This window comes from Bradyrhizobium sp. SZCCHNS1050 (assembly GCF_032484785.1).
GTDB lineage: Bacteria > Pseudomonadota > Alphaproteobacteria > Rhizobiales > Xanthobacteraceae > Bradyrhizobium.
This window is the reverse complement of the sequence record NZ_JAUETR010000001.1, coordinates 2,438,529-2,455,739: the sequence shown is the minus strand read 5'-3', so window position 1 is coordinate 2,455,739 and position 17,211 is coordinate 2,438,529. Positions and strand designations below refer to the sequence as shown.

At 66.9% G+C, this 17,211-nt stretch carries 17 protein-coding genes, 1 tRNA gene and 1 pseudogene; 6 read left to right on the top strand and 13 right to left on the bottom strand.

Features of this window, described 5'->3' with window-relative positions; all coding sequences use genetic code 11:
• Nucleotides 1-71: 71 nt before the first annotated feature.
• From QX094_RS11130 to obgE, 10 genes are all read right to left on the bottom strand, one after another.
• On the bottom strand, nt 72-578 hold the full coding sequence (locus tag QX094_RS11130) for an RNA pyrophosphohydrolase (protein WP_315715941.1): 507 nt from the start codon (nt 576-578) through the stop codon (nt 72-74).
• A gap of 89 nt (nt 579-667) precedes the next feature.
• Nucleotides 668-1,885 (bottom strand): divergent polysaccharide deacetylase family protein, encoded by a 1,218-nt coding sequence (locus QX094_RS11125; protein ID WP_315715942.1) that lies wholly within the window; start codon nt 1,883-1,885, stop codon nt 668-670.
• Between the two features lie 182 nt (nt 1,886-2,067).
• A complete protein-coding gene (locus tag QX094_RS11120) occupies nt 2,068-3,420 on the bottom strand; it encodes a S41 family peptidase (RefSeq protein ID WP_315715943.1) in 1,353 nt (450 codons plus the stop codon).
• Nucleotides 3,417-4,787 carry a murein hydrolase activator EnvC family protein gene (locus QX094_RS11115; protein WP_316173389.1) on the bottom strand — a complete coding sequence of 457 codons (1,371 nt, stop codon included), beginning with the start codon at nt 4,785-4,787 and terminating at the stop codon, nt 3,417-3,419. Before QX094_RS11115 ends, QX094_RS11120 begins: the two co-directional genes overlap by 4 nt.
• A gap of 33 nt (nt 4,788-4,820) precedes the next feature.
• Nucleotides 4,821-5,303 carry a 23S rRNA (pseudouridine(1915)-N(3))-methyltransferase RlmH gene (gene rlmH, locus QX094_RS11110; RefSeq protein WP_316173387.1) on the bottom strand — a complete coding sequence of 161 codons (483 nt, stop codon included), beginning with the start codon at nt 5,301-5,303 and terminating at the stop codon, nt 4,821-4,823.
• Between the two features lie 57 nt (nt 5,304-5,360).
• Entirely contained in the window at nt 5,361-5,717 is a 357-nt protein-coding gene (gene rsfS / locus QX094_RS11105; protein WP_315715946.1) for a ribosome silencing factor, read from the bottom strand.
• 310 nt (nt 5,718-6,027) lie between these two features.
• Entirely contained in the window at nt 6,028-6,651 is a 624-nt protein-coding gene (locus QX094_RS11100) for a nicotinate-nucleotide adenylyltransferase (RefSeq protein ID WP_315716185.1), read from the bottom strand.
• A gap of 66 nt (nt 6,652-6,717) precedes the next feature.
• The gene (locus QX094_RS11095; RefSeq protein ID WP_316173385.1) at nt 6,718-8,007 is read right to left on the bottom strand and encodes a glutamate-5-semialdehyde dehydrogenase; all 1,290 of its coding nucleotides are present in this window, start codon (nt 8,005-8,007) and stop codon (nt 6,718-6,720) included.
• Between the two features lie 74 nt (nt 8,008-8,081).
• Complete coding sequence (gene proB / locus QX094_RS11090; RefSeq protein ID WP_316173384.1) at nt 8,082-9,218, bottom strand: glutamate 5-kinase; 1,137 nt, start codon at nt 9,216-9,218, stop codon at nt 8,082-8,084.
• 144 nt (nt 9,219-9,362) lie between these two features.
• Nucleotides 9,363-10,433, bottom strand: coding sequence for a GTPase ObgE (obgE, locus tag QX094_RS11085; RefSeq protein ID WP_315715949.1), 1,071 nt, complete (start codon nt 10,431-10,433; stop codon nt 9,363-9,365).
• 201 nt (nt 10,434-10,634) lie between these two features.
• Here obgE and QX094_RS11080 point away from each other — a divergent pair, with 201 nt between their 5' ends.
• Nucleotides 10,635-11,552: a DMT family transporter gene (locus tag QX094_RS11080; protein ID WP_315825786.1), complete on the top strand. Its 918-nt coding sequence runs from the start codon at nt 10,635-10,637 to the stop codon at nt 11,550-11,552.
• A 78-nt stretch (nt 11,553-11,630) separates the two neighbouring features.
• Here the strand turns inward: QX094_RS11080 and QX094_RS11075 are convergent, their stop codons facing one another.
• The 3 genes from QX094_RS11075 to rplU all read right to left on the bottom strand — a co-directional run bounded on the left by QX094_RS11075 (nt 11,631) and on the right by rplU (nt 13,153).
• Nucleotides 11,631-12,221, bottom strand: a complete 591-nt coding sequence (locus tag QX094_RS11075) for a GNAT family N-acetyltransferase (RefSeq protein ID WP_316173383.1) — start codon at nt 12,219-12,221, stop codon at nt 11,631-11,633.
• 139 nt (nt 12,222-12,360) lie between these two features.
• Nucleotides 12,361-12,630, bottom strand: coding sequence for a 50S ribosomal protein L27 (rpmA, locus tag QX094_RS11070; RefSeq protein WP_315750651.1), 270 nt, complete (start codon nt 12,628-12,630; stop codon nt 12,361-12,363).
• 139 nt (nt 12,631-12,769) lie between these two features.
• Nucleotides 12,770-13,153: a 50S ribosomal protein L21 gene (gene rplU, locus QX094_RS11065; RefSeq protein ID WP_315715953.1), complete on the bottom strand. Its 384-nt coding sequence runs from the start codon at nt 13,151-13,153 to the stop codon at nt 12,770-12,772.
• A gap of 358 nt (nt 13,154-13,511) precedes the next feature.
• Here rplU and QX094_RS11060 point away from each other — a divergent pair, with 358 nt between their 5' ends.
• The 5 genes and pseudogenes from QX094_RS11060 to QX094_RS11040 all read left to right on the top strand — a co-directional run.
• Nucleotides 13,512-14,651, top strand: coding sequence for an ROK family protein (locus QX094_RS11060; protein WP_316187927.1), 1,140 nt, complete (start codon nt 13,512-13,514; stop codon nt 14,649-14,651).
• A gap of 470 nt (nt 14,652-15,121) precedes the next feature.
• Nucleotides 15,122-15,787 (top strand): outer membrane protein, encoded by a 666-nt coding sequence (locus QX094_RS11055; protein WP_316187926.1) that lies wholly within the window; start codon nt 15,122-15,124, stop codon nt 15,785-15,787.
• A 233-nt stretch (nt 15,788-16,020) separates the two neighbouring features.
• Nucleotides 16,021-16,110 (top strand) — tRNA-Ser (locus QX094_RS11050).
• A gap of 49 nt (nt 16,111-16,159) precedes the next feature.
• Nucleotides 16,160-16,918, top strand: coding sequence for a DUF2786 domain-containing protein (locus QX094_RS11045; protein ID WP_315715956.1), 759 nt, complete (start codon nt 16,160-16,162; stop codon nt 16,916-16,918).
• A gap of 166 nt (nt 16,919-17,084) precedes the next feature.
• Nucleotides 17,085-17,182: pseudogene (locus QX094_RS11040) on the top strand (restriction endonuclease); the annotation flags it as partial.
• Between the last annotated feature and the right edge of the window lie 29 nt (nt 17,183-17,211).

Sequence of the window (17,211 nt, the reverse complement as noted above, 5' to 3'; positions counted from 1 at the left end):
ATTCCCTGCAGCTCCTGCGCAGAAGCGGACTAGCGGATGTCGGGTACCGCGTCGAGGGCGGGGATCGCGATTCAATCGCCTGCGAGCGGAGCGAATTCCTTGACCACGCGCTCATAGACCGGCCGCTTGAACGGCACGATCAGCCCCGGCAGGTTCTTCATCGGCTCCCAGCGCCAGCTGACGAATTCCGCCTTGTGGTGGCCGCCGCCGGGGCGCTCGACATCGATCTCGGCATCGGCCCCGGTGAAGCGCAGCGCGAACCATTTCTGGCGCTGGCCGCGATAGCGCCCCTTCCAGGCACGGCCTGCGACCGTGCGCGGAATATCGTAGGTCAGCCAGTCGCCGACCTCGGCCAGCTTCTCGACGGAGCGCACGCTGGTCTCTTCATACAGCTCGCGCTTGGCCGCCTCCCAGGCATCCTCGCCGGGATCGACGCCGCCCTGCGGCATCTGCCAGACATGGGTGTCGTCGACATGCTCGATTCCGCCGGCGCGGCGACCGATGAAAACCAGCCCCTCCGAATTGATCAGCATGATGCCGACGCAGGTGCGGTAAGGCAGGTCCTCGTAGCGCGTCATTCCGGTCTCGGCCTTCCTGCGGGGACCCCTGCGCCTCGCTGCGCAGGCCTCCCGCTGTCACGTCGCCAGTCGGGCCGGCGCACGTTCGTTCAGTTCGATTTTGATTTCAGCATCGCGGTTGTCAATGGCACCAGCAGAATGCCCTTGCGGTCGAGCCCCTTGATCCAGGTGCCGATGCGGTCGATCGAGGCCGGCAGCGCCGAGGCGGTCCCGACGGCGACGCCACGTTCCTTGGCCAGGCTTTCGAGCTTGGCGAGCGCATTGTCGATCTCGACCGGGGTCGGCACCGCGTCGATGGCGACGTCGCCCTTCGCGAACGGCATCGCGAGCCCCGTGGCCAGCGAGGCTGCCACGCTGCGCGGGGCTGCGCCATCGTCGAACAGGGCCAGACCGCGCTTGGCGGCCTCGTTCACGATCGGCTGCATCGCCGCTTCCGTTGCGACGAAGCGCGCACCCATGAAGTTGCCGATGCCGACGTAACCCTGCAGCCGGCTCATGTGCCAGAACAGCCGGTCGATGTTCTGGTCCGGTCCGAGTGTTGCGAGCAGCGTCTGCGGACCCGGATCGTTGTCGGGATAGTCGTAGGGCTCCATCGGGACCTGCAGCAGGATCTCGTGGCGCTGCGCCCGGGCGCGCTCGGCGAGCTTGGTCGGATCGGAGCCATAGGGCGTGAAGGCCAGGGTGACCGCCGGCGGCAGCTTCATGATCGCGTCCGCCGTCTTGGCGGCGCCGACGCCGAGACCGCCGATCACGATCGCGACGGCCGGCATGCGCGCCGCCTTGGCGCGGTCGGCCTCGGCCGCATAGGCAGTGAATGGCTTCAGCCCGTCGGCCATCACCGGGATCATGCCGTAGCGCGACTTCTCCAGCAGCCGCGGGTCCACGCCGGGCATCTGGCTCGCGGGCGCGGCCGATCCAGGCTCTGCCGTCTCGCCACCGGCACCGATCGCGACCTCCTGGCGGGCGCCGCTGGAGCCGTCGATGATGGTGACCGTCTTGCGCTCGCCGCCCTCCTGCTTGGCCGCGGGGGCCGCGCCGTGGTCGGCCTTTGCGTCTGGCTTGCCATCCGGCTTGGCGGCGGGCTTGTCGTCGGTGGGTTTTGCGCCCTCGTTGATCGCGACGCGGGCGACCGGCTCGCCACCGAGTGGATTGTCGTTGAACATCGCAAAGCCGGCAAACACGACCAGGAACAGCGCCAGCAGCATCGCGAGGGCCTGCAGGGCCGTGAAGGGAAGCCGAATGCGGCGCCTGCGACGCTTTTCCGTCTGCCCGAGCGGGGCGCTCAGCTCGTCGGCCGTCTCTGTCATCGAAATTCCCGAATCAATCGGGTCGACGATACCACGGCGGGGATTCGGACGCAGGGCCGGTGTCCGCAAGCCCGTAGATCGGCGGAGCGGCAAACCAAGAAGCCGTCCAAAAAAGAAGGGCGGCCCGGAGGCCGCCCTTCAAACCTGATTCGCGTCGGTCGGCTGCCGCTCAGTTGGCGACCTCAGTTTGCCGCCTTGGCCGGCTTGTCGGCCGCGGCCTTCTCGGTCGGCGCCGGGGTGTTGGCGCTGTTCTTGATGCCGTGGAGCAGGTCGGCGGCCATTTTGAGCGCCTTGTCGTCCTTGGTGTCCGGCGGCACGTAGGACTGCGAGCCGGTCTTCTCGTCGCCGTCGTTCTTCAGATGGCCGCGCAGCGACGCCTCGCCCTTGGTGTCGGTGCGCGACTTCAGCTCATCCGGCACGTCCTGCAGCACCTCGATGTCGGGCACGATGCCCTTGGCCTGGATCGACTTGCCCGACGGCGTGTAGTAGCGCGCGGTGGTCAGTCGCAGCGCGCCGTTGCCGGCGCCGAGCGGGATGATGGTCTGCACCGAGCCCTTGCCGAACGAGCGGGTGCCGACCAGCGTCGCGCGCTTGTGGTCCTGCAGCGCGCCAGCCACGATCTCCGACGCCGACGCCGAGCCGCCATTGATCAGCACGATGACCGGCTTGCCCTTGGTGAGGTCGCCCGCATGTGCCGCGCGGCGCTGCGTCTCCTCGGCATTGCGGCCGCGGGTCGAGACGATCTCGCCGCGCTCCAGGAACGCGTCGGAGACGGTGACCGCCTCCTCGAGCAGGCCGCCCGGGTTGTTGCGCAGGTCGATGATGTAGCCCTTCAGCTTGTCACCGATCTGGTTCTGCAGGTCGGCGATGCTCTTCTTCAGGCCCTCGGTGGTCTGCTCGTTGAAGGTGGTGATGCGGATATAGGCGATGTCGTCGCTCTCGGTGCGCGAGCGCACCGAGCGGACGCGGATGTTGTCGCGGGTCAATGTCACGTCGAGCGGATTGTCGGCGCCCTTGCGCACGACCTTCAGCTTGATCTTGGTGCCGACCGGGCCGCGCATCTTCTCGACCGCCTGGTTGAGGGTCAGGCCCTGCACGGCTTCGTCGTCGAGATTGGTGATGATGTCGTTAGCCTGGATGCCCGCCTTCGAGGCCGGCGTATCGTCGATCGGCGACACCACCTTGATCAGGCCGTCTTCCATCGTCACCTCGATGCCGAGGCCGCCGAACTCGCCGCGGGTCTGCACCTGCATGTCGCGGAAGCTCTTCGCATCCATGTAGCTCGAATGCGGATCGAGGCCCGAGAGCATGCCGCTGATCGCGGACTCGACCAGCTTCGAATCGTCGGGCTTCTCGACATAATCGCTGCGCACCCGCTCGAACACGTCGCCGAACAGGTTGAGCTGGCGATAGGTATCGGCGGTCGCGGCGCGCGCCGTCGATCCCATCAACACCGCGCGCGGTTGCGAGACGAACAGGGTCAATGCCGCACCGGTGGCCGCGCTCAGGAGAATTACCGAAGTCTTACGCATCATCCGCGTACCTTTTCGCCTTCATTTGCGGCCCACCATGGGCCTGGATCGATTGGAGTGCCGTCCTTACGGAACTCGACATAGAGCACTGGTTGACTCGCGTTGGTAGCGAGAATGGAGGCAACCTGGGAGCTGTTACCCATGATCGCGACCGGCTCTCCCGTCTGAACAAACTGCCCGATGTTGACGGAAATGCGCTCCATCCCGGCGATCAGGACATGATACCCGCCACCGGCGTTGAGGATCAAGAGTTGTCCGTAGCTACGGAAGGGACCCGCATACACAACCCAGCCATCACACGGGGTTGTGACCTGAGCCCCTGGCCGGGTTGCCAAAGAAATGCCTTTATCCGAGCCGCCCGCACCGTCCGATGCGCCAAATTCGCGGATCTTGGTGCCGTTGACAGGAAACGTCAGCATGCCCTTGGTCGAGGCGAACGCGATCGCGGGCGCCTTGCGGCCCGGGTTGCGCAGCGCATTCGCGTCCGGCTTGCTGTTGACCGGCACCCCCTGCAGGCTCGCCGTCGAGGCAGCCTTGGCCGCGCTCTTGAGGTCCAGCTCCATCGTCGTGATCAGTCCCTGCAGCGAGTCGATCTGCTGCGCCAGCACGGCGGCGCGCGCGCTTTCGGCTTCCATGTCCTTCTCGGCCGAACTCTGCTTGCGCTGGCGTTCCTCCACCAAGGCGGCGAGACGGGTCTGATCGGTGCGCAGCCTGTCGCGGTCGCCGGCGAGCTTGTCGCGTTCGCTGGCGATCGTCTTGCGGATGGCGACGAGCTCGCCGAGATCGGTCGAGAGCTTTTCGGCGCGGCTGCGCATCTCGGGGATCACCGAACCCAGCAGCATCGCCGTGCGCAATGACTGCAGCGCGTCCTCGGGACGGACCAGCAGGGCCGGCGGGGTGCGGCGGCCGGCGCGCTGCAGAGCGGCCAGAACCTCGATGATCTCGGTCCGCCGGGCTTCCAGCGACGTCCGCAGATCCTGCTCGCGGCCGTCGAGCCCGCGCAGCCGCGTTTCGGCCTCGCCAACCCGCACTTCGACGCTACGCACCTGCGCCGCGACGTCGATCAGCTGCTGATTGAGCTTGCCGCGGTCCTCGCCGAGCGCGGCGATGTCGGCCTTCAGCCGCTCCTGGGCCTCGGCGGCGGCCTTCTGGGCCGCGCGGGCGGCCTCGAGCTCCTGTTCGCGCTGCTTCAACTGCTCCGGGGTGACCGGCGTCGGTGACGCGGTGCCGGGGATGGATGGCCGGAGTCCGCTCTGCGCCAGCGCCGGACATCCGGAAAAGACCACCACGAGCGCGATGAGCGACGCGCGGCAGGACCGGCCGCTGCGGACAGGTCTTGGGAAGCAGGAGAGGGGCCGCGCAGCGAACATCGAGGTCCTTATTGTGCTCCCATCGTCCCTTGTTCAAGCGCGGTGATAGGGGTGACCGGCAAGGATCGTAGCAGTACGGTAAATCTGCTCGAGCAGCAGGACGCGGACGATCTGGTGCGGCCAGGTGGCGGCGCCAAACGCAACCCCAAGCTTGGCTCTGCGCCGCAAATCGGGCGAAAGTCCGTCGGCGCCGCCGATTGCGAAGACGGCAGCCGGAATGCCTTCGTCCCGCCAGCGCCCAAGATAACCCGCAAAAGTTGTACTGTCGACGTTCCGGCCACGCTCGTCGAGACAGACGAGCACGGACTTGTCGGGGATCGCCGCCGATATCGCGGAGGCCTCCTCGGTCATGCGCGTCGCCGCATCGCGCCCGCGGCTTTCCGGGATTTCATGGATGTCGAGGCCGCGAAAGCCGAGCTTGCGGCCGATGTCGTCGAAACGCTCGCGGTAGCGCTCCGCGAGCTCCCGCTCGGGACCCTGCTTCAACCGGCCGATGGCGACCACGATCAGGCGCATGCGCACCCGACTAGCACGTGCGCCGCACGATTCGCATCCGTCGCGGCGTGGGACCGCCTAGACCGCCTTGGCCGGGTTCGGCCCTTGAGTCCACAATCGCTCGAGATTGTAGAACTCGCGAACCTCGGGTCGAAACACGTGCACGATCACGTCGCCGGAATCGATCAGCACCCAATCGCAATTGGGCAGGCCCTCGATGTGGAGTTTCTTGGTGCCGGCTTCCTTCAGGCCCTTGGCGACGTTTTCCGCGATCGATCCGACGTGCCGGTTCGAGCGGCCCGTAGTAATGACCATGTAGTCGGAATACGCCGATTTGCCGTGAAGATCGATCGTGACCGTCTCCTCCGCCTTCATATCTTCGAGGCGGGAGAGGATCGTGCGCAGGGTCTTGTCGGCGTCGGGTTGCGCCTGCAAGGCCGCATCTTGGGTCGACGTCTTACGCGCTGACTTGGCAGTCGCCGACTTGGTAGTCGTTGCCTTCGTCTTCGGTAAGGCCGACTGGGACAATACAGATGTGGTCAGGGACCATTCCTTTCACTGTATCGCAGGCCGAATCCAACCCGGCCTGCTGACCATATTAGGCATGTGGGGTTAAGGGTTTCAACAATCCAGTACCCGGTCGTCCGGCCCGACAGCGTCCAGGCCGTCCCCGCTTCGGACCGTAGCGGAGACGGCAAGTTCCATGCATATCCGATGCCGCGCGCGATGGCGAACGCGCGGCCTTTCAGAACGACTTCCAACTGCCGTCCGGGTTCCTCAGGCCCGTCGAGGACAGGCTGAGCTTGAGGCCGGTGAGGTAGACCCAGGCTGGAGCGGCGCGGTCGGCCAGACGGCTGGCTTGCGCTTCGGGAATGCGATACCGCGCCAGGGCGCGTGCGGCGGGCGCGTTCAGGGCGCGGAAGCTGCGGGGCGGACGATCGACCACGGCCATCGGAACCTGGGCCGCGATGTGCCGCCACTTCTGCCAGCGATGGAACTGCGCGAGATTGTCAGCGCCCATGATCCACACGAAGCGCAAGCGCGATGCACGCCGGCGCAGATAATCGATCGTGTCGGCAGTGTAGCGGGTGCCGATGACGGATTCGAGACAGCTGATCTCGATGCGCGGATCGGCGGCCACCTTGCGCGCCGCCTCGGCGCGTTCGGCCAGCGCATGCAGCCCGCCATTGTTCTTGAGCGGATTGCCCGGTGTCACCAGCCACCAGACACGGTCCAGCTGCAGCCGCTTCAGCGCGAACAGGCTGATCGCGCGGTGCGCCTGGTGCGGCGGATTGAACGAGCCGCCGAGCAGGCCGATGCGCATGCCATCACTGTGGGGCGGCAGCGCCTGGCGGATCGCAAGGCGCATGGCTGTGGCGTCGGTCACGGCTGCCCCCGCCTGCTGCTCGTGCAACTCAACCACAGGATGCGGCCGTCATGGCCGCGTCTGCCCGGTGCCGTGGATGCGATATTTGAAGCTGGTGAGCTGCTCGACGCCGACGGGGCCGCGCGCATGGAACTTGCCCGTGGCGATGCCGATCTCGGCGCCGAAACCGAACTCGCCGCCGTCGGCGAACTGGGTCGAGGCGTTGTGCAGCACGATCGCAGAGTCGACCTCGTTGAGGAACTTGTCGGCGGCCGCATTGTCATCGGTGACGATCGCGTCGGTGTGGTGTGAGCCGTGCGCGTGGATGTGGGCGATCGCGCCCTCCACGCCGTCGACGACCTTCGCGGCGATGATCGCGTCGAGATATTCGGTGTCCCAGTCCTCGTTGCTGGCCGGCTTCACCCGCGCATCGGCCGCGCACACGACCTCATCGCCCCGCACCTCGCAGCCGGCGCCAATTAGCATGTCGACCAGCGGCTTGATCTTGTCGGCGGCCGCGCGATCGACCAGCAGCGTCTCTGCCGCGCCGCAGACGCCGGTGCGGCGCATCTTGGCGTTCAGCACGATCGACTTGGCCATCTCCAGGTCGGCGGCGCCGTCGACATAGACGTGGTTGACGCCTTCGAGATGCGCGAACACCGGCACACGTGCCTCGGCCTCGACGCGGGCGACGAGGCTCTTGCCGCCGCGCGGCACGATGACGTCGACGCCGCCGTTCAGGCCGGACAGCAGCAGGCCGACGGCGGCACGATCGCGCGTCGGCACCAGCGTGATCGCCGCGTCTGGCAGGCCCGCCTCGCGCAGGCCTTCGACCAGGCATTCGTGAATGGCGCGGCAGGAGCGGAACGAGTCCGAGCCGCCGCGCAGGATCACCGCATTGCCGGACTTCAGGCACAGCACGCCGGCATCGGCCGCCACGTTGGGGCGGCTCTCGAAGATCACGCCGATCACGCCGAGCGGCACCCGCACGCGCTCGATGGTCATGCCGTTCGGCCGCTGCCAGCTCTCGGTGACGATGCCGATGGGATCGGCGACCTCGCGCACAGCGGCGATGCCGTCGGCCATCGCGGCGACGCGGGCCGGGGTCAAGGTCAGGCGATCGAGGAAGGAGGAAGTGATGCCGGCGGCCTTGGCCTCGACCACGTCCTCGGCATTGGCGGCGATGATCGTGTCCGCGCGGGCCCGGATCAGCCGCTCCATCGCCTCCAGCGCCCGGTTCTTCTGCGCGGCCGGCGCCAGCGACAGCACGCGCGCGGCGGCGCGCGCCTGCTTGGCGAGGTCGTTCATCAGCGCAGGCAGATCGGCGCTGCCGTCGATGGCTTTCAAAGGCGCGGTCATGGGCGTTTCAACCTTGAATTAAGGCTCTCCAGTAGCACGGAATTCGGCCGTTTGCGAACGCTGGTGCCGCGGTCTCAGACCTGACCGGCACCTGCCGGGCCGATCACCAGATCGTCGCGATGGATCATCTCGGCGCGGCCGGAGATGCCGAGGATGACGGCCACGTCCGGCGACGAACGGCCCTTGATCCGCTCGGCATCGTCGGCGTCATAGGCAACGAGGCCGCGGCCGATCTCATGGGTGTCGGGGCCGCGCACCACCACGGCATCGCCGCGGGCGAACTGGCCATCGACACGGATGACGCCGGCCGGCAAGAGGCTTTTGCCCGCCCGCAGCGCGGTCACGGCGCCGGCGTCGATCGTCAGCGTGCCCTTCGGCTCCAGTGAACCCGCGATCCAGCGTTTGCGCGCGGTGACGGGGTTTGCCGGCGTCAGGAACCAGGTGCAACGGCCGCCATTGGCGATCGCGGCCAGCGGGTGCTCGATCTTGCCGGAGGCGATCAGCATGTGGGTGCCGCCAGTGGTGGCGATCTTGGCGGCTTCGATCTTCGTGCGCATGCCGCCGCGCGAAAACTCGGAAGCCGCGCTGCCGGCCATGGCCTCGATGTCGGCGGTGACGCTCTCGACCACGGGGATCAGCCGCGCATTCGGATCCTGCGCGGGCGGCGCGGTGTAGAGGCCGTCGATATCGGACAGCAGCACCAGCAGATCGGCGCTCGCCATGGTCGCGACACGGGCGGCGAGGCGATCATTGTCGCCATAGCGGATCTCGGCGGTCGCGACCGTGTCGTTCTCATTGATGACCGGCACCGCGCGCCATTCCAGGAGCTTGGCGATGGTCGAACGGGCGTTGAGATAACGCCGGCGCTCCTCGGTGTCCTGCAGCGTCACCAGGATCTGGCCGGCACTGACGCCATGAGCGCCGAGCACCTCCGACCAGGTCCGCGCCAGCGCGATCTGGCCGACCGCGGCGGCCGCCTGGCTCTCCTCCAGCTTCAGCGGTCCGCGCGGCAGCTTCAATCGGCTCCGGCCGAGCGCGATCGAGCCCGAGGATACGACCAGCAGCTCGCAGCCGCGGCTGTGGAGCCGGGCGATGTCGGCCGCCAGCGCGGCGAGCCAGGAGGCGCGGACCTCGCCGGCCTCGGAATCGACCAGCAGCGACGAGCCGACCTTGACGACGATGCGGCGGAAATTTTCGAGACGGGGTGCCATGGCGTGAACGGGGTCGGTTCGAGCCCTCGCATCGTGATGAGAGGTGCGTGGCTGACACGCGGTCCGCACGGGACGGGGCTCAAGTGTTGATGGATGGCGGCGAGTGTCGCAAGCGAGGGCCTGCGAGGCAAGGTTGGCTTCAGTTCAACCCTGCGGTGACGTTGGGGCCGCCCACGGCTCCTCGGTCGCGGCGCTCTCGGTCGTGCTCTTGGCCTTGAGGGACACAGGCTGTTCGCCGACCACGTCGGCGAGCTTGCGCAAAGCTTCCTTGACGCCTTCGCCCGTGGCGCCGGAAATCAGCAGCGGCGTCTTCTTGGCGGCGCGCTTCAGCCGGTCCCTCTGCTTCTTCAGCTCGTCCGGATCGACCGCGTCGATCTTGTTCAGCGCGACGATCTCGACCTTGTCGGTCAGCTCGCCGCCATAGGCTTCGAGCTCGTGCCGCACGGTCTTGTAGGCCTTGCCGGCGTGCTCGCAGGTGGCATCGACCAGGTGCAGCAGCACACGGCAGCGCTCGACATGGCCGAGGAAACGGTCGCCGAGGCCGGCGCCCTCATGCGCGCCCTCGATCAGGCCGGGAATGTCCGCCAGCACGAACTCGCGGCCGTCGGCGTTCACGACGCCGAGCTGCGGATGCAGCGTGGTGAACGGATAGTCGGCGATCTTCGGCTTGGCGGCGGAGACCTTGGACAGGAAGGTCGACTTGCCGGCATTGGGCAGGCCGACCAGGCCGGCATCGGCGATCAGCTTCATGCGCAGCCAGATCCAGCGCTCCTCGCCGGGCTGGCCGGGATTGGCGTTGCGCGGCGCCCGGTTGGTCGGCGACTTGAAATGGGCGTTGCCGAAGCCGCCATTGCCGCCCTCGGCCAGCACGAAGCGCTCGCCCACCGCGGTAAAGTCGTGGATCAGCGTCTCGCGATCCTCGTCGAAGATCTGGGTGCCGACGGGAACCTTGAGCACCACGGACTTGCCGCCGGCGCCATGGCGGTCCTTGCCCATGCCGTTCTCGCCCTTCTGGGCCTTGAAATGCTGCTGGTAGCGGTAGTCGATCAGGGTGTTGAGGCCGTCGACGGCCTCGATGATCACGTCGCCGCCGCGGCCGCCATTGCCGCCGTTCGGCCCACCGAACTCGATGAACTTCTCGCGCCGGAACGCAACGCAACCGTTGCCGCCGTCGCCGGAGCGCACATAGACCTTGGCTTCATCGAGGAATTTCATGATGCGCCCTACGTAGGCGAGGCGGGTCCCCACGGCAACCGCGGAATGGGTTTAATTCGGCCCGAAGCCTTAATTTCGAGCGGTAAAGCCGCGCTGCGCAGCACGTGGACAAGGCGTGCGCAGGGGTTGCAGCAGGGCTGCATGACGCGCCATGCGGAAGGGCTGGAGCCGCGGCGGCGTGCCTGATAAGGCAGCCCCATCATGAGCGTGCTGTCCCGAATCTCCACCGCCAACGATGAGCGCTCGGCGCGGCTGGCCGGCATCGGCCTGATGCTGCTGTCGATTGCGATGTTCTCGTTCGGCGACGCCCTCGGCAAGTTCCTGGTGTCGACCTATGCCGTCGGCCAACTCCTGTGGCTGCGCGCCTGTGCGGCGCTGCTCTTGCTCGCACCGTTCATCTGGCGCAACCGCGCCGCGTTCCTGCAGCTCGAGCGCCCCTGGCTGCAGCTCGTGCGCGTGATCCTGTCGACGTTGGAGGTCGCGGCGTTCTTCCTCGCCACCGTCTATCTGCCGCTCGCCGACGTCATCACCTACTATCTCGCCGGGCCCATCTTCGTCACCGCGCTGTCGGCGCTGGTGCTGCGCGAGCATGTCGGCTGGCGGCGCTGGACCGCGATCCTGATCGGCTTCTGCGGCGTGCTGATCGCGCTGCGGCCCTCGGCGCAGACCTTCAGCCTGCCGGCCTTGATCGCGCTCGGCGGCAGTCTGTCGTTCGCGGTGCTGATGCTGATCACGCGCAGTCTGCGCGCGACGCCGGACATCGTGATGGCGTCGTCGCAGTTCGTCGGGACCTTCCTGCTCGGCGCCGCGATGTCCTCGTTCGGCTGGGTGACGCCGACGCCCGGCAGCCTGGTGCTGTTCGCCGCCGCCGGCCTCATCTCGGTGACCGCGCTGTTCTGCGTCAACCGCTCGCTCAAGCTGGCGCCGGCCTCGGTGGTCGTGCCCTATCAGTACACGATGATCGTCTGGGCCGTGCTGTTCGGCTTCGTCGTGTTCGGTGACGTGCCGCATCCCGCCACCATCATCGGCGCCACCATCATCATCGGCGCGGGGCTGTACATCTATCTGCGCGAGCGCAGCCTGGGGCAGGGCCAGGGTGCGGTGAATCCGCCGGCCTGAGATGCGACCCTCCCCTGGAGGGGGAGGGTCGCCTCACGCGGAGCGAAGCGACACGTGAGGCGGGGAGGGTGGCCCGGCCTAACTCCGCCGCCCCGCATTGGCCCAGGCCTTCAGCGAGGACCAGACGCCGCGGGTCAGGCGGAAGGCGTCGACCGGGGCGGAGGAGCCGATCACCTCGAAGCGGTGCAGCTCGACGCCGGTCCATTGGAAGCCGCACTTTTCCAGGATGTTGCGCGAGGCTGGGTTGCTGACGCGGGCGTGCCCGATCAGCGAATTGTCCTCGCTCGTCTCGAAGAAATGGTCGATCGCGGCGCGCGCGGCTTCGGTGCCGAAGCCGCGGCCCCAATGCGCAACGCCCAGCCAGTAGCCGAGCTCGGCACGGCCCGTTGCTGCTCGATTGATCCCGACCATGCCGATCGGCGTGTCCAGATGCTCGATCAGGAAGGCGGTCTCACCCGTCTGTTCCAGCGCGCGAACGAAGCGAGCGGCATCGACCTCCGAATAGGGATGCGGCAGGCGGCGGGTATTCTCGGCGATAACACGGTCGTCGGCGAGCCGGGCGATGGCTGTCACGTCCGCGAGCACCGGCGCACGCAGCGTCAGCCGGGAGGTTTCGAGGACGCAAGGTCTCGCCTCGCGCAAGGTGGGAGTGGTGATGTCCTGCAGCATGTCGGGCTCCATCGACGCTTCGGGATCAACTGATCAGCGAAAATGAAAAGGGGAGGCCGGTTGTCCCGCCTCCCCTGGAGCCATCTGGCGCTCCGCCGGTTTGTCAGGACCCGGCGGACGCGAATTGTTCCACCGTATTCTACTCAGCAGCCTCGGCGAGTACCGGACGTACCGAGATGAACGTGCGGTTGGCACGGTCATGGAACTCGACGACGCCCTCGATTTTCGCGAAGATCGTGTGGTCCGTGCCCATGCCGACGTTGAGGCCGGGATGCCAGGTGGTGCCGCGCTGACGCGCAATGATGTTGCCGGGAATCACGCGCTCGCCGCCGAACGCCTTGATGCCGAGGCGCTTGCCCTTGGAGTCGCGTCCGTTGCGGGATGAACCGCCTGCCTTTTTATGAGCCATCGCTCGTCTCCGATCTCTTGCGATCACCTTTAGCGCGATTCCGCTAAGGGATCATTCACATTTGCAACCTGCGCGGACGAAAAATCCACGCGCGATGAGGTTCAAGCCGGTGCGGCGCGCGAGACGCGCGCCGGCACGCTTACTCGGCGGCGTCGGCCGCCGGGGCTTCCGCCTTGACCTTCTTCGGGCGCGGGCCCTTGGTCGGCTTGGCGTTGTCGGTCAGGATCTCCGAGACGCGGATCAAGGTCAGCTCGTCCCGGTAGCCGCGCTTGCGGCGCGAATTCTTGCGGCGGCGCTTCTTGAACGCGATCACCTTGGGGCCGCGCTTGTGGTCCAGCACCTCGACGGCCACGGACGCGCCGGCCACCGCGGGGATGCCCAGCACCGGCGTATCACCGCCGACCACCAGCACCTCGTTCAGCTGCACGATCGTTCCGGGCTCACCGTCGATCTTGCCAATCTCGAGCACATCATCCGGGGCGACGCGGTATTGCTTGCCGCCGGTCTTGATGACTGCGAACATCGTTCTCATCCTTCGTGTTCGATCCCGGCCTCAGAGCGCGATGGCCCCGGGTCGGCTTCTTGTTCAGTCGTTATGGTTCATGTGGTCCGGCCCGATTGGAGCCGGAAGTCGCGCCCTAGGCTTTGAGGCCTCGAGAAAGGGCGCAACGACAAACGGCGCAGGAACGCCCGCGCCGGTCGATCGGGCGCTTATAGCGGGGTGAGCCGGCGAGTCAAGGTGAATGGCCGGTTGCCGGTCGGACGGGATGCCCGGATCCCGCCGATCCCTGCCGCCATTCGCTCGACCCGGCGCACCGGACCCGCAACCAACTGTTCCCTCCGCCGTTGTCCGAGCCCAACGCACAACAGGGCAGGATCGCATGGCCGACGACGTCATGACCACCACGGGCATCGCCCGCCACGGCGCCGCGCGGCTGCCGACGGTCGAGATCGACAGCTTCAACATCGAGCTCAAGGACGAGGACGGCTTCCTCGGCGACCGCGCCTCCAAGGGCGCCTTTCGCAAGATCCTGGAGCGCTGGCGCAAGCCGTTGCGCAAATCCGGCAAGGATCCGTTCGGCGACGAGGACAGCGAGACCATCAGCAAGAAGGCGCTGGATGAGATCCTGGTCGGCGACGACACCGAGGCCTCGGCCGTGGTGCACTCCGCGATCGAGGAATTCGCCCAGGAGCTCGCCCATGTCACTCGGCGCTTCCTGCGCACCAGGGCCTGGGCCAAGACCGAATGCATCGTGGTCGGCGGCGGCTTTCGCGACTCTCGCCTCGGCGAGCTGGCGATCGCGCGCACCGAGATCATCCTCAAGGACGAGGGTTTTGGCGTCGAGCTGGAGCCGATCCGCTATCATCCCGACGATGCCGGCCTGATCGGCGCGCTGCATCTGGCGCCGTCCTGGATCTTCGAGGCCCATGACAGCATCCTGGCGGTCGATATCGGCGGCACCAACATCCGCTGCGGCGTGGTCGAGACCGCGCGCAAGAAGGCCCCGGACCTGTCGAAAGCGTCGGTGTGGAAGTCCGATCTCTGGCGTCATGCCGATGACGAACCCACGCGGGAAGGTGCGGTCAAGCGGCTCGCCAAGATGCTGAAGGAGCTGATCGAGGAGGCGAACGCCGAGGACCTGCGGCTGGCGCCCTTCATCGGCATCGCCTGTCCCGGCGTCATCAACGAGGACGGCTCGATCGAGAAGGGCGCGCAGAACCTGCCGGGCAATTGGGAGAGCAGCAAGTTCAACCTGCCGGCCAGCCTGGTCGAGGCGATCCCGATGATCGGCGATCACGACACCGCGGTGCTGATGCACAATGACGGCGTCGTGCAGGGCCTCTCCGAGGTGCCGTTCATGCAGGAGTTCGAGCGCTGGGGCGTGCTGACCATCGGCACCGGCCTGGGCAATGCCCGCTTTACCAACCGCCGCAAGGAGAACGGCCGCAGGGACAAGGACGACAAGGCCAAGGAGGACAAGGCCGACGACAAGAAGGCGGCCAAGAAGAAGAAGGATTGAGCATTGGCGCGGCCGCGCCATGTCTCTCGGTGGTCCGGAGGGGAGGGCATGCCGCACTGCAACAGGACGCCTCCGCGCTCCCATACGTGCGGAAAACCGCCGTACAACCAGTCGGATGGCCTGGAACCCGGTAACCTTGACTGGTTAGGTTAAGGAACGGTTCGCATTGCGATGCACGCGCAGATGGCCCAGGGTCGCCGGCGTCGCTCAGGCCGGCCGGATTGACCCCCGTCTCTTCCGTCGGTTCCCCAAGATGTAGCGACACGGGACCGCCGGTATGTGTCAGCGTACGGCGGTCCCACCTTTGTCTCCTGGCCTCCGTCGCCAGCCGCCGCGTCCGCAACGACAGGAGAAATCGTCGTCGGTATCAATCAGGTCCATTTACAAACCGTCTAGTCGGTTTATAAATGGACATCCCAAATGGGGTGGGATTTGACGGCGCAATCTCGCGCCGGATGGAGTGTGAGGACATGATGATCAGACGGGCGAGAGGCTGGATGGCTGCGGTGGCGGTGGCGGCGGCGGCGCTGGGCCTCGGCGGGGCAGAGGCAGCCGACCTGGCGGCGACCACCTACAAGGCGCCGGCCTTTGCCGCCGCACCGGCACCGTTTTCCTGGACCGGCTTCTATGCCGGCGCCAATGTCGGCGGCGCCTTCACCGGAAACGACTCCTTCAAGAACGCCGCCGGCGCCAATGGCGGTAAGCTGTCCGGCGTGATCGGCGGCCTGCAGGCCGGCTACAACTACCAGATCTCGCCCATGTTCGTGGTCGGCATCGAGAACGATCTCGAATTCACCGGCCTCTCGCGCAAGGCCGACCTCGTCAATCCGGCCGTCAGCATGCCCTGGCTCACCTCCGGCCGCGCGCGCGCCGGCGTCGCGGTGCTCGACCAGCGCCTGTGGCTGTATGGTACGGCGGGTCTTGCGGCGGGCGAGTTGAAGGACGGGCCGACCCACAAGATGAAGATGGGCTGGACCGCGGGCGGCGGCGCCGAATGGGCGTTCCTGCCGAAATGGTCGGCCAAGCTCGAATACCTCTACACCGACCTCAAGCACGACGACCTGCCGGACTGGCGAGCGGCCAAGATTCACTCCGTGCGGGTCGGCTTGAACTACCATTTCGACCTGTTCCGCTGACGAGCGCGGCGCAGACCAGCGGGTTCGAAGGCCCGCGTCAGTCTGGGCCTTCGGAGCGCGGGGCCGAGCGGTATAGCCGTTCAGCCGCCGCGTGCGATCCGCTTCCCCGAGCGGACCGCAATGGCGCGCGCATGCGCGAAGCCCCGGGAAAATTTCGACCGGCTGCCTTGTCACCCCCCGCATCGTGCCCTAGAACGACGCCCGACCCGGGGGCTCGCCCCTGATTTGCGCCTGGAGAGGTGGCAGAGTGGTTGAATGCACCGCACTCGAAATGCGGCATAGGTGCAAGCCTATCGGGGGTTCGAATCCCTCCCTCTCCGCCAGTTCCTCCCTCGGCCACCTCCCGGCGGGGCTTGTCATGGGCCTTGAGCGGTGAGCCAGACGTTCGATCCTGCCGCTTCTGATCCTGTTGCGCTCGACAAGCTGAAATCCCGCATTCAGGCGCTGCGCGCCAAGACCATCGCCAATGGCTGCACCGAGGACGAGGCGCTGTCCGCGGCCGCCAAGGTCGCCGAACTGCTCGATCGCCACGACCTGTCGCTGTCCGACCTCGAGCTGCGCGCGTCAGCGTGCGAGCGCAAGGTCTATGAGACCCATCGCAAGAAGCGCATTCCGCTCGATGACTGCATCGGCGCGATCGCGCATTTCTGCGATTGCCGGGTCTGGCGCGAGAAGAATCCGGCCGGCGAAGCGAGCTATGTGTTCTTCGGTCTCCCCGCGGATGTCGAGGTTGCGCACTACCTGGCGGAACTGATCGACAACGCCGTGCGCGCCGAACTCGGCCGCTACAAGACCTCGGCCGAGTACCGCCGGTTCCGGCACCAGGACCGGCATCTCGCCAATGCCTCCTTCGCCCTCGGCATGGTGGTGTCGATCGCCGACCGCCTGGTGGCGATGAAGGCAGCCCGGGATCAGGTCAACCAGAGCAGCGGCCGCGGCCTGGTCGTGCTCAAGACCTCGGTGGTCGATGCCGAGTTCGACAAGCTCGATCTGAAGCTGCGGTCGGCGCGCAGCACGAGCCGGATGGTGTCGACGGCGGCCTATGAAGCGGGAGGTGCCGCCGGCACCACGCTCGCGATCAGTCCGGGCGTGAGCGGCGCGCCACCGCCAGGTAGTTCGAAGCGAGGCTGACGGACGCCTGGTTCGACGTCGGCTATGGGCCCTTCAAGCACGGCCCAAGCCGGTTGCAGGCGCCGTGCATCGACGTCCAGCGTCGTACTCCTAAGTACAGCGACACGGCGATCTCGGCTGGCTGCGACATTTGCTTCCATCCGAGTCGCTCAGTTAAGCTTCCTGCATGAGCTACTGCGTCTTCATGCATCGGACTGATTCGATCTACGACGATAGTCCGGCGGAGCAGTACCACTTCCCAAACAATATCTCGGCCGCGCGCAGGGCAGTGACTCGATCAGGGAGTGAGTCCG

Bases quoted from the DNA above. Each gene is read 5' to 3' on its own strand.
- proB (WP_316173384.1), bottom strand. From the start codon at position 9,218: ATGGCACCCCGTCTCGAAAATTTCCGCCGCATCGTCGTCAAGGTCGGC.
- obgE (WP_315715949.1), bottom strand. From the start codon at position 10,433: ATGAAATTCCTCGATGAAGCCAAGGTCTATGTGCGCTCCGGCGACGGC.
- QX094_RS11075 (WP_316173383.1), bottom strand. From the start codon at position 12,221: ATGCTGCAGGACATCACCACTCCCACCTTGCGCGAGGCGAGACCTTGC.
- rplU (WP_315715953.1), bottom strand. From the start codon at position 13,153: ATGTTCGCAGTCATCAAGACCGGCGGCAAGCAATACCGCGTCGCCCCG.
- QX094_RS11095 (WP_316173385.1), bottom strand. From the start codon at position 8,007: ATGACCGCGCCTTTGAAAGCCATCGACGGCAGCGCCGATCTGCCTGCG.
- QX094_RS11125 (WP_315715942.1), bottom strand. From the start codon at position 1,885: ATGACAGAGACGGCCGACGAGCTGAGCGCCCCGCTCGGGCAGACGGAA.
- QX094_RS11130 (WP_315715941.1), bottom strand. From the start codon at position 578: ATGACGCGCTACGAGGACCTGCCTTACCGCACCTGCGTCGGCATCATG.
- QX094_RS11120 (WP_315715943.1), bottom strand. From the start codon at position 3,420: ATGATGCGTAAGACTTCGGTAATTCTCCTGAGCGCGGCCACCGGTGCG.
- QX094_RS11055 (WP_316187926.1), top strand. From the start codon at position 15,122: ATGATGATCAGACGGGCGAGAGGCTGGATGGCTGCGGTGGCGGTGGCG.
- QX094_RS11100 (WP_315716185.1), bottom strand. From the start codon at position 6,651: ATGCGCCTTGCGATCCGCCAGGCGCTGCCGCCCCACAGTGATGGCATG.
- QX094_RS11060 (WP_316187927.1), top strand. From the start codon at position 13,512: ATGGCCGACGACGTCATGACCACCACGGGCATCGCCCGCCACGGCGCC.
- rpmA (WP_315750651.1), bottom strand. From the start codon at position 12,630: ATGGCTCATAAAAAGGCAGGCGGTTCATCCCGCAACGGACGCGACTCC.
- QX094_RS11080 (WP_315825786.1), top strand. From the start codon at position 10,635: ATGAGCGTGCTGTCCCGAATCTCCACCGCCAACGATGAGCGCTCGGCG.
- rlmH (WP_316173387.1), bottom strand. From the start codon at position 5,303: ATGCGCCTGATCGTGGTCGCCATCGGCCGGTTGAAGCAGGGTCCCGAG.
- QX094_RS11115 (WP_316173389.1), bottom strand. From the start codon at position 4,787: ATGTTCGCTGCGCGGCCCCTCTCCTGCTTCCCAAGACCTGTCCGCAGC.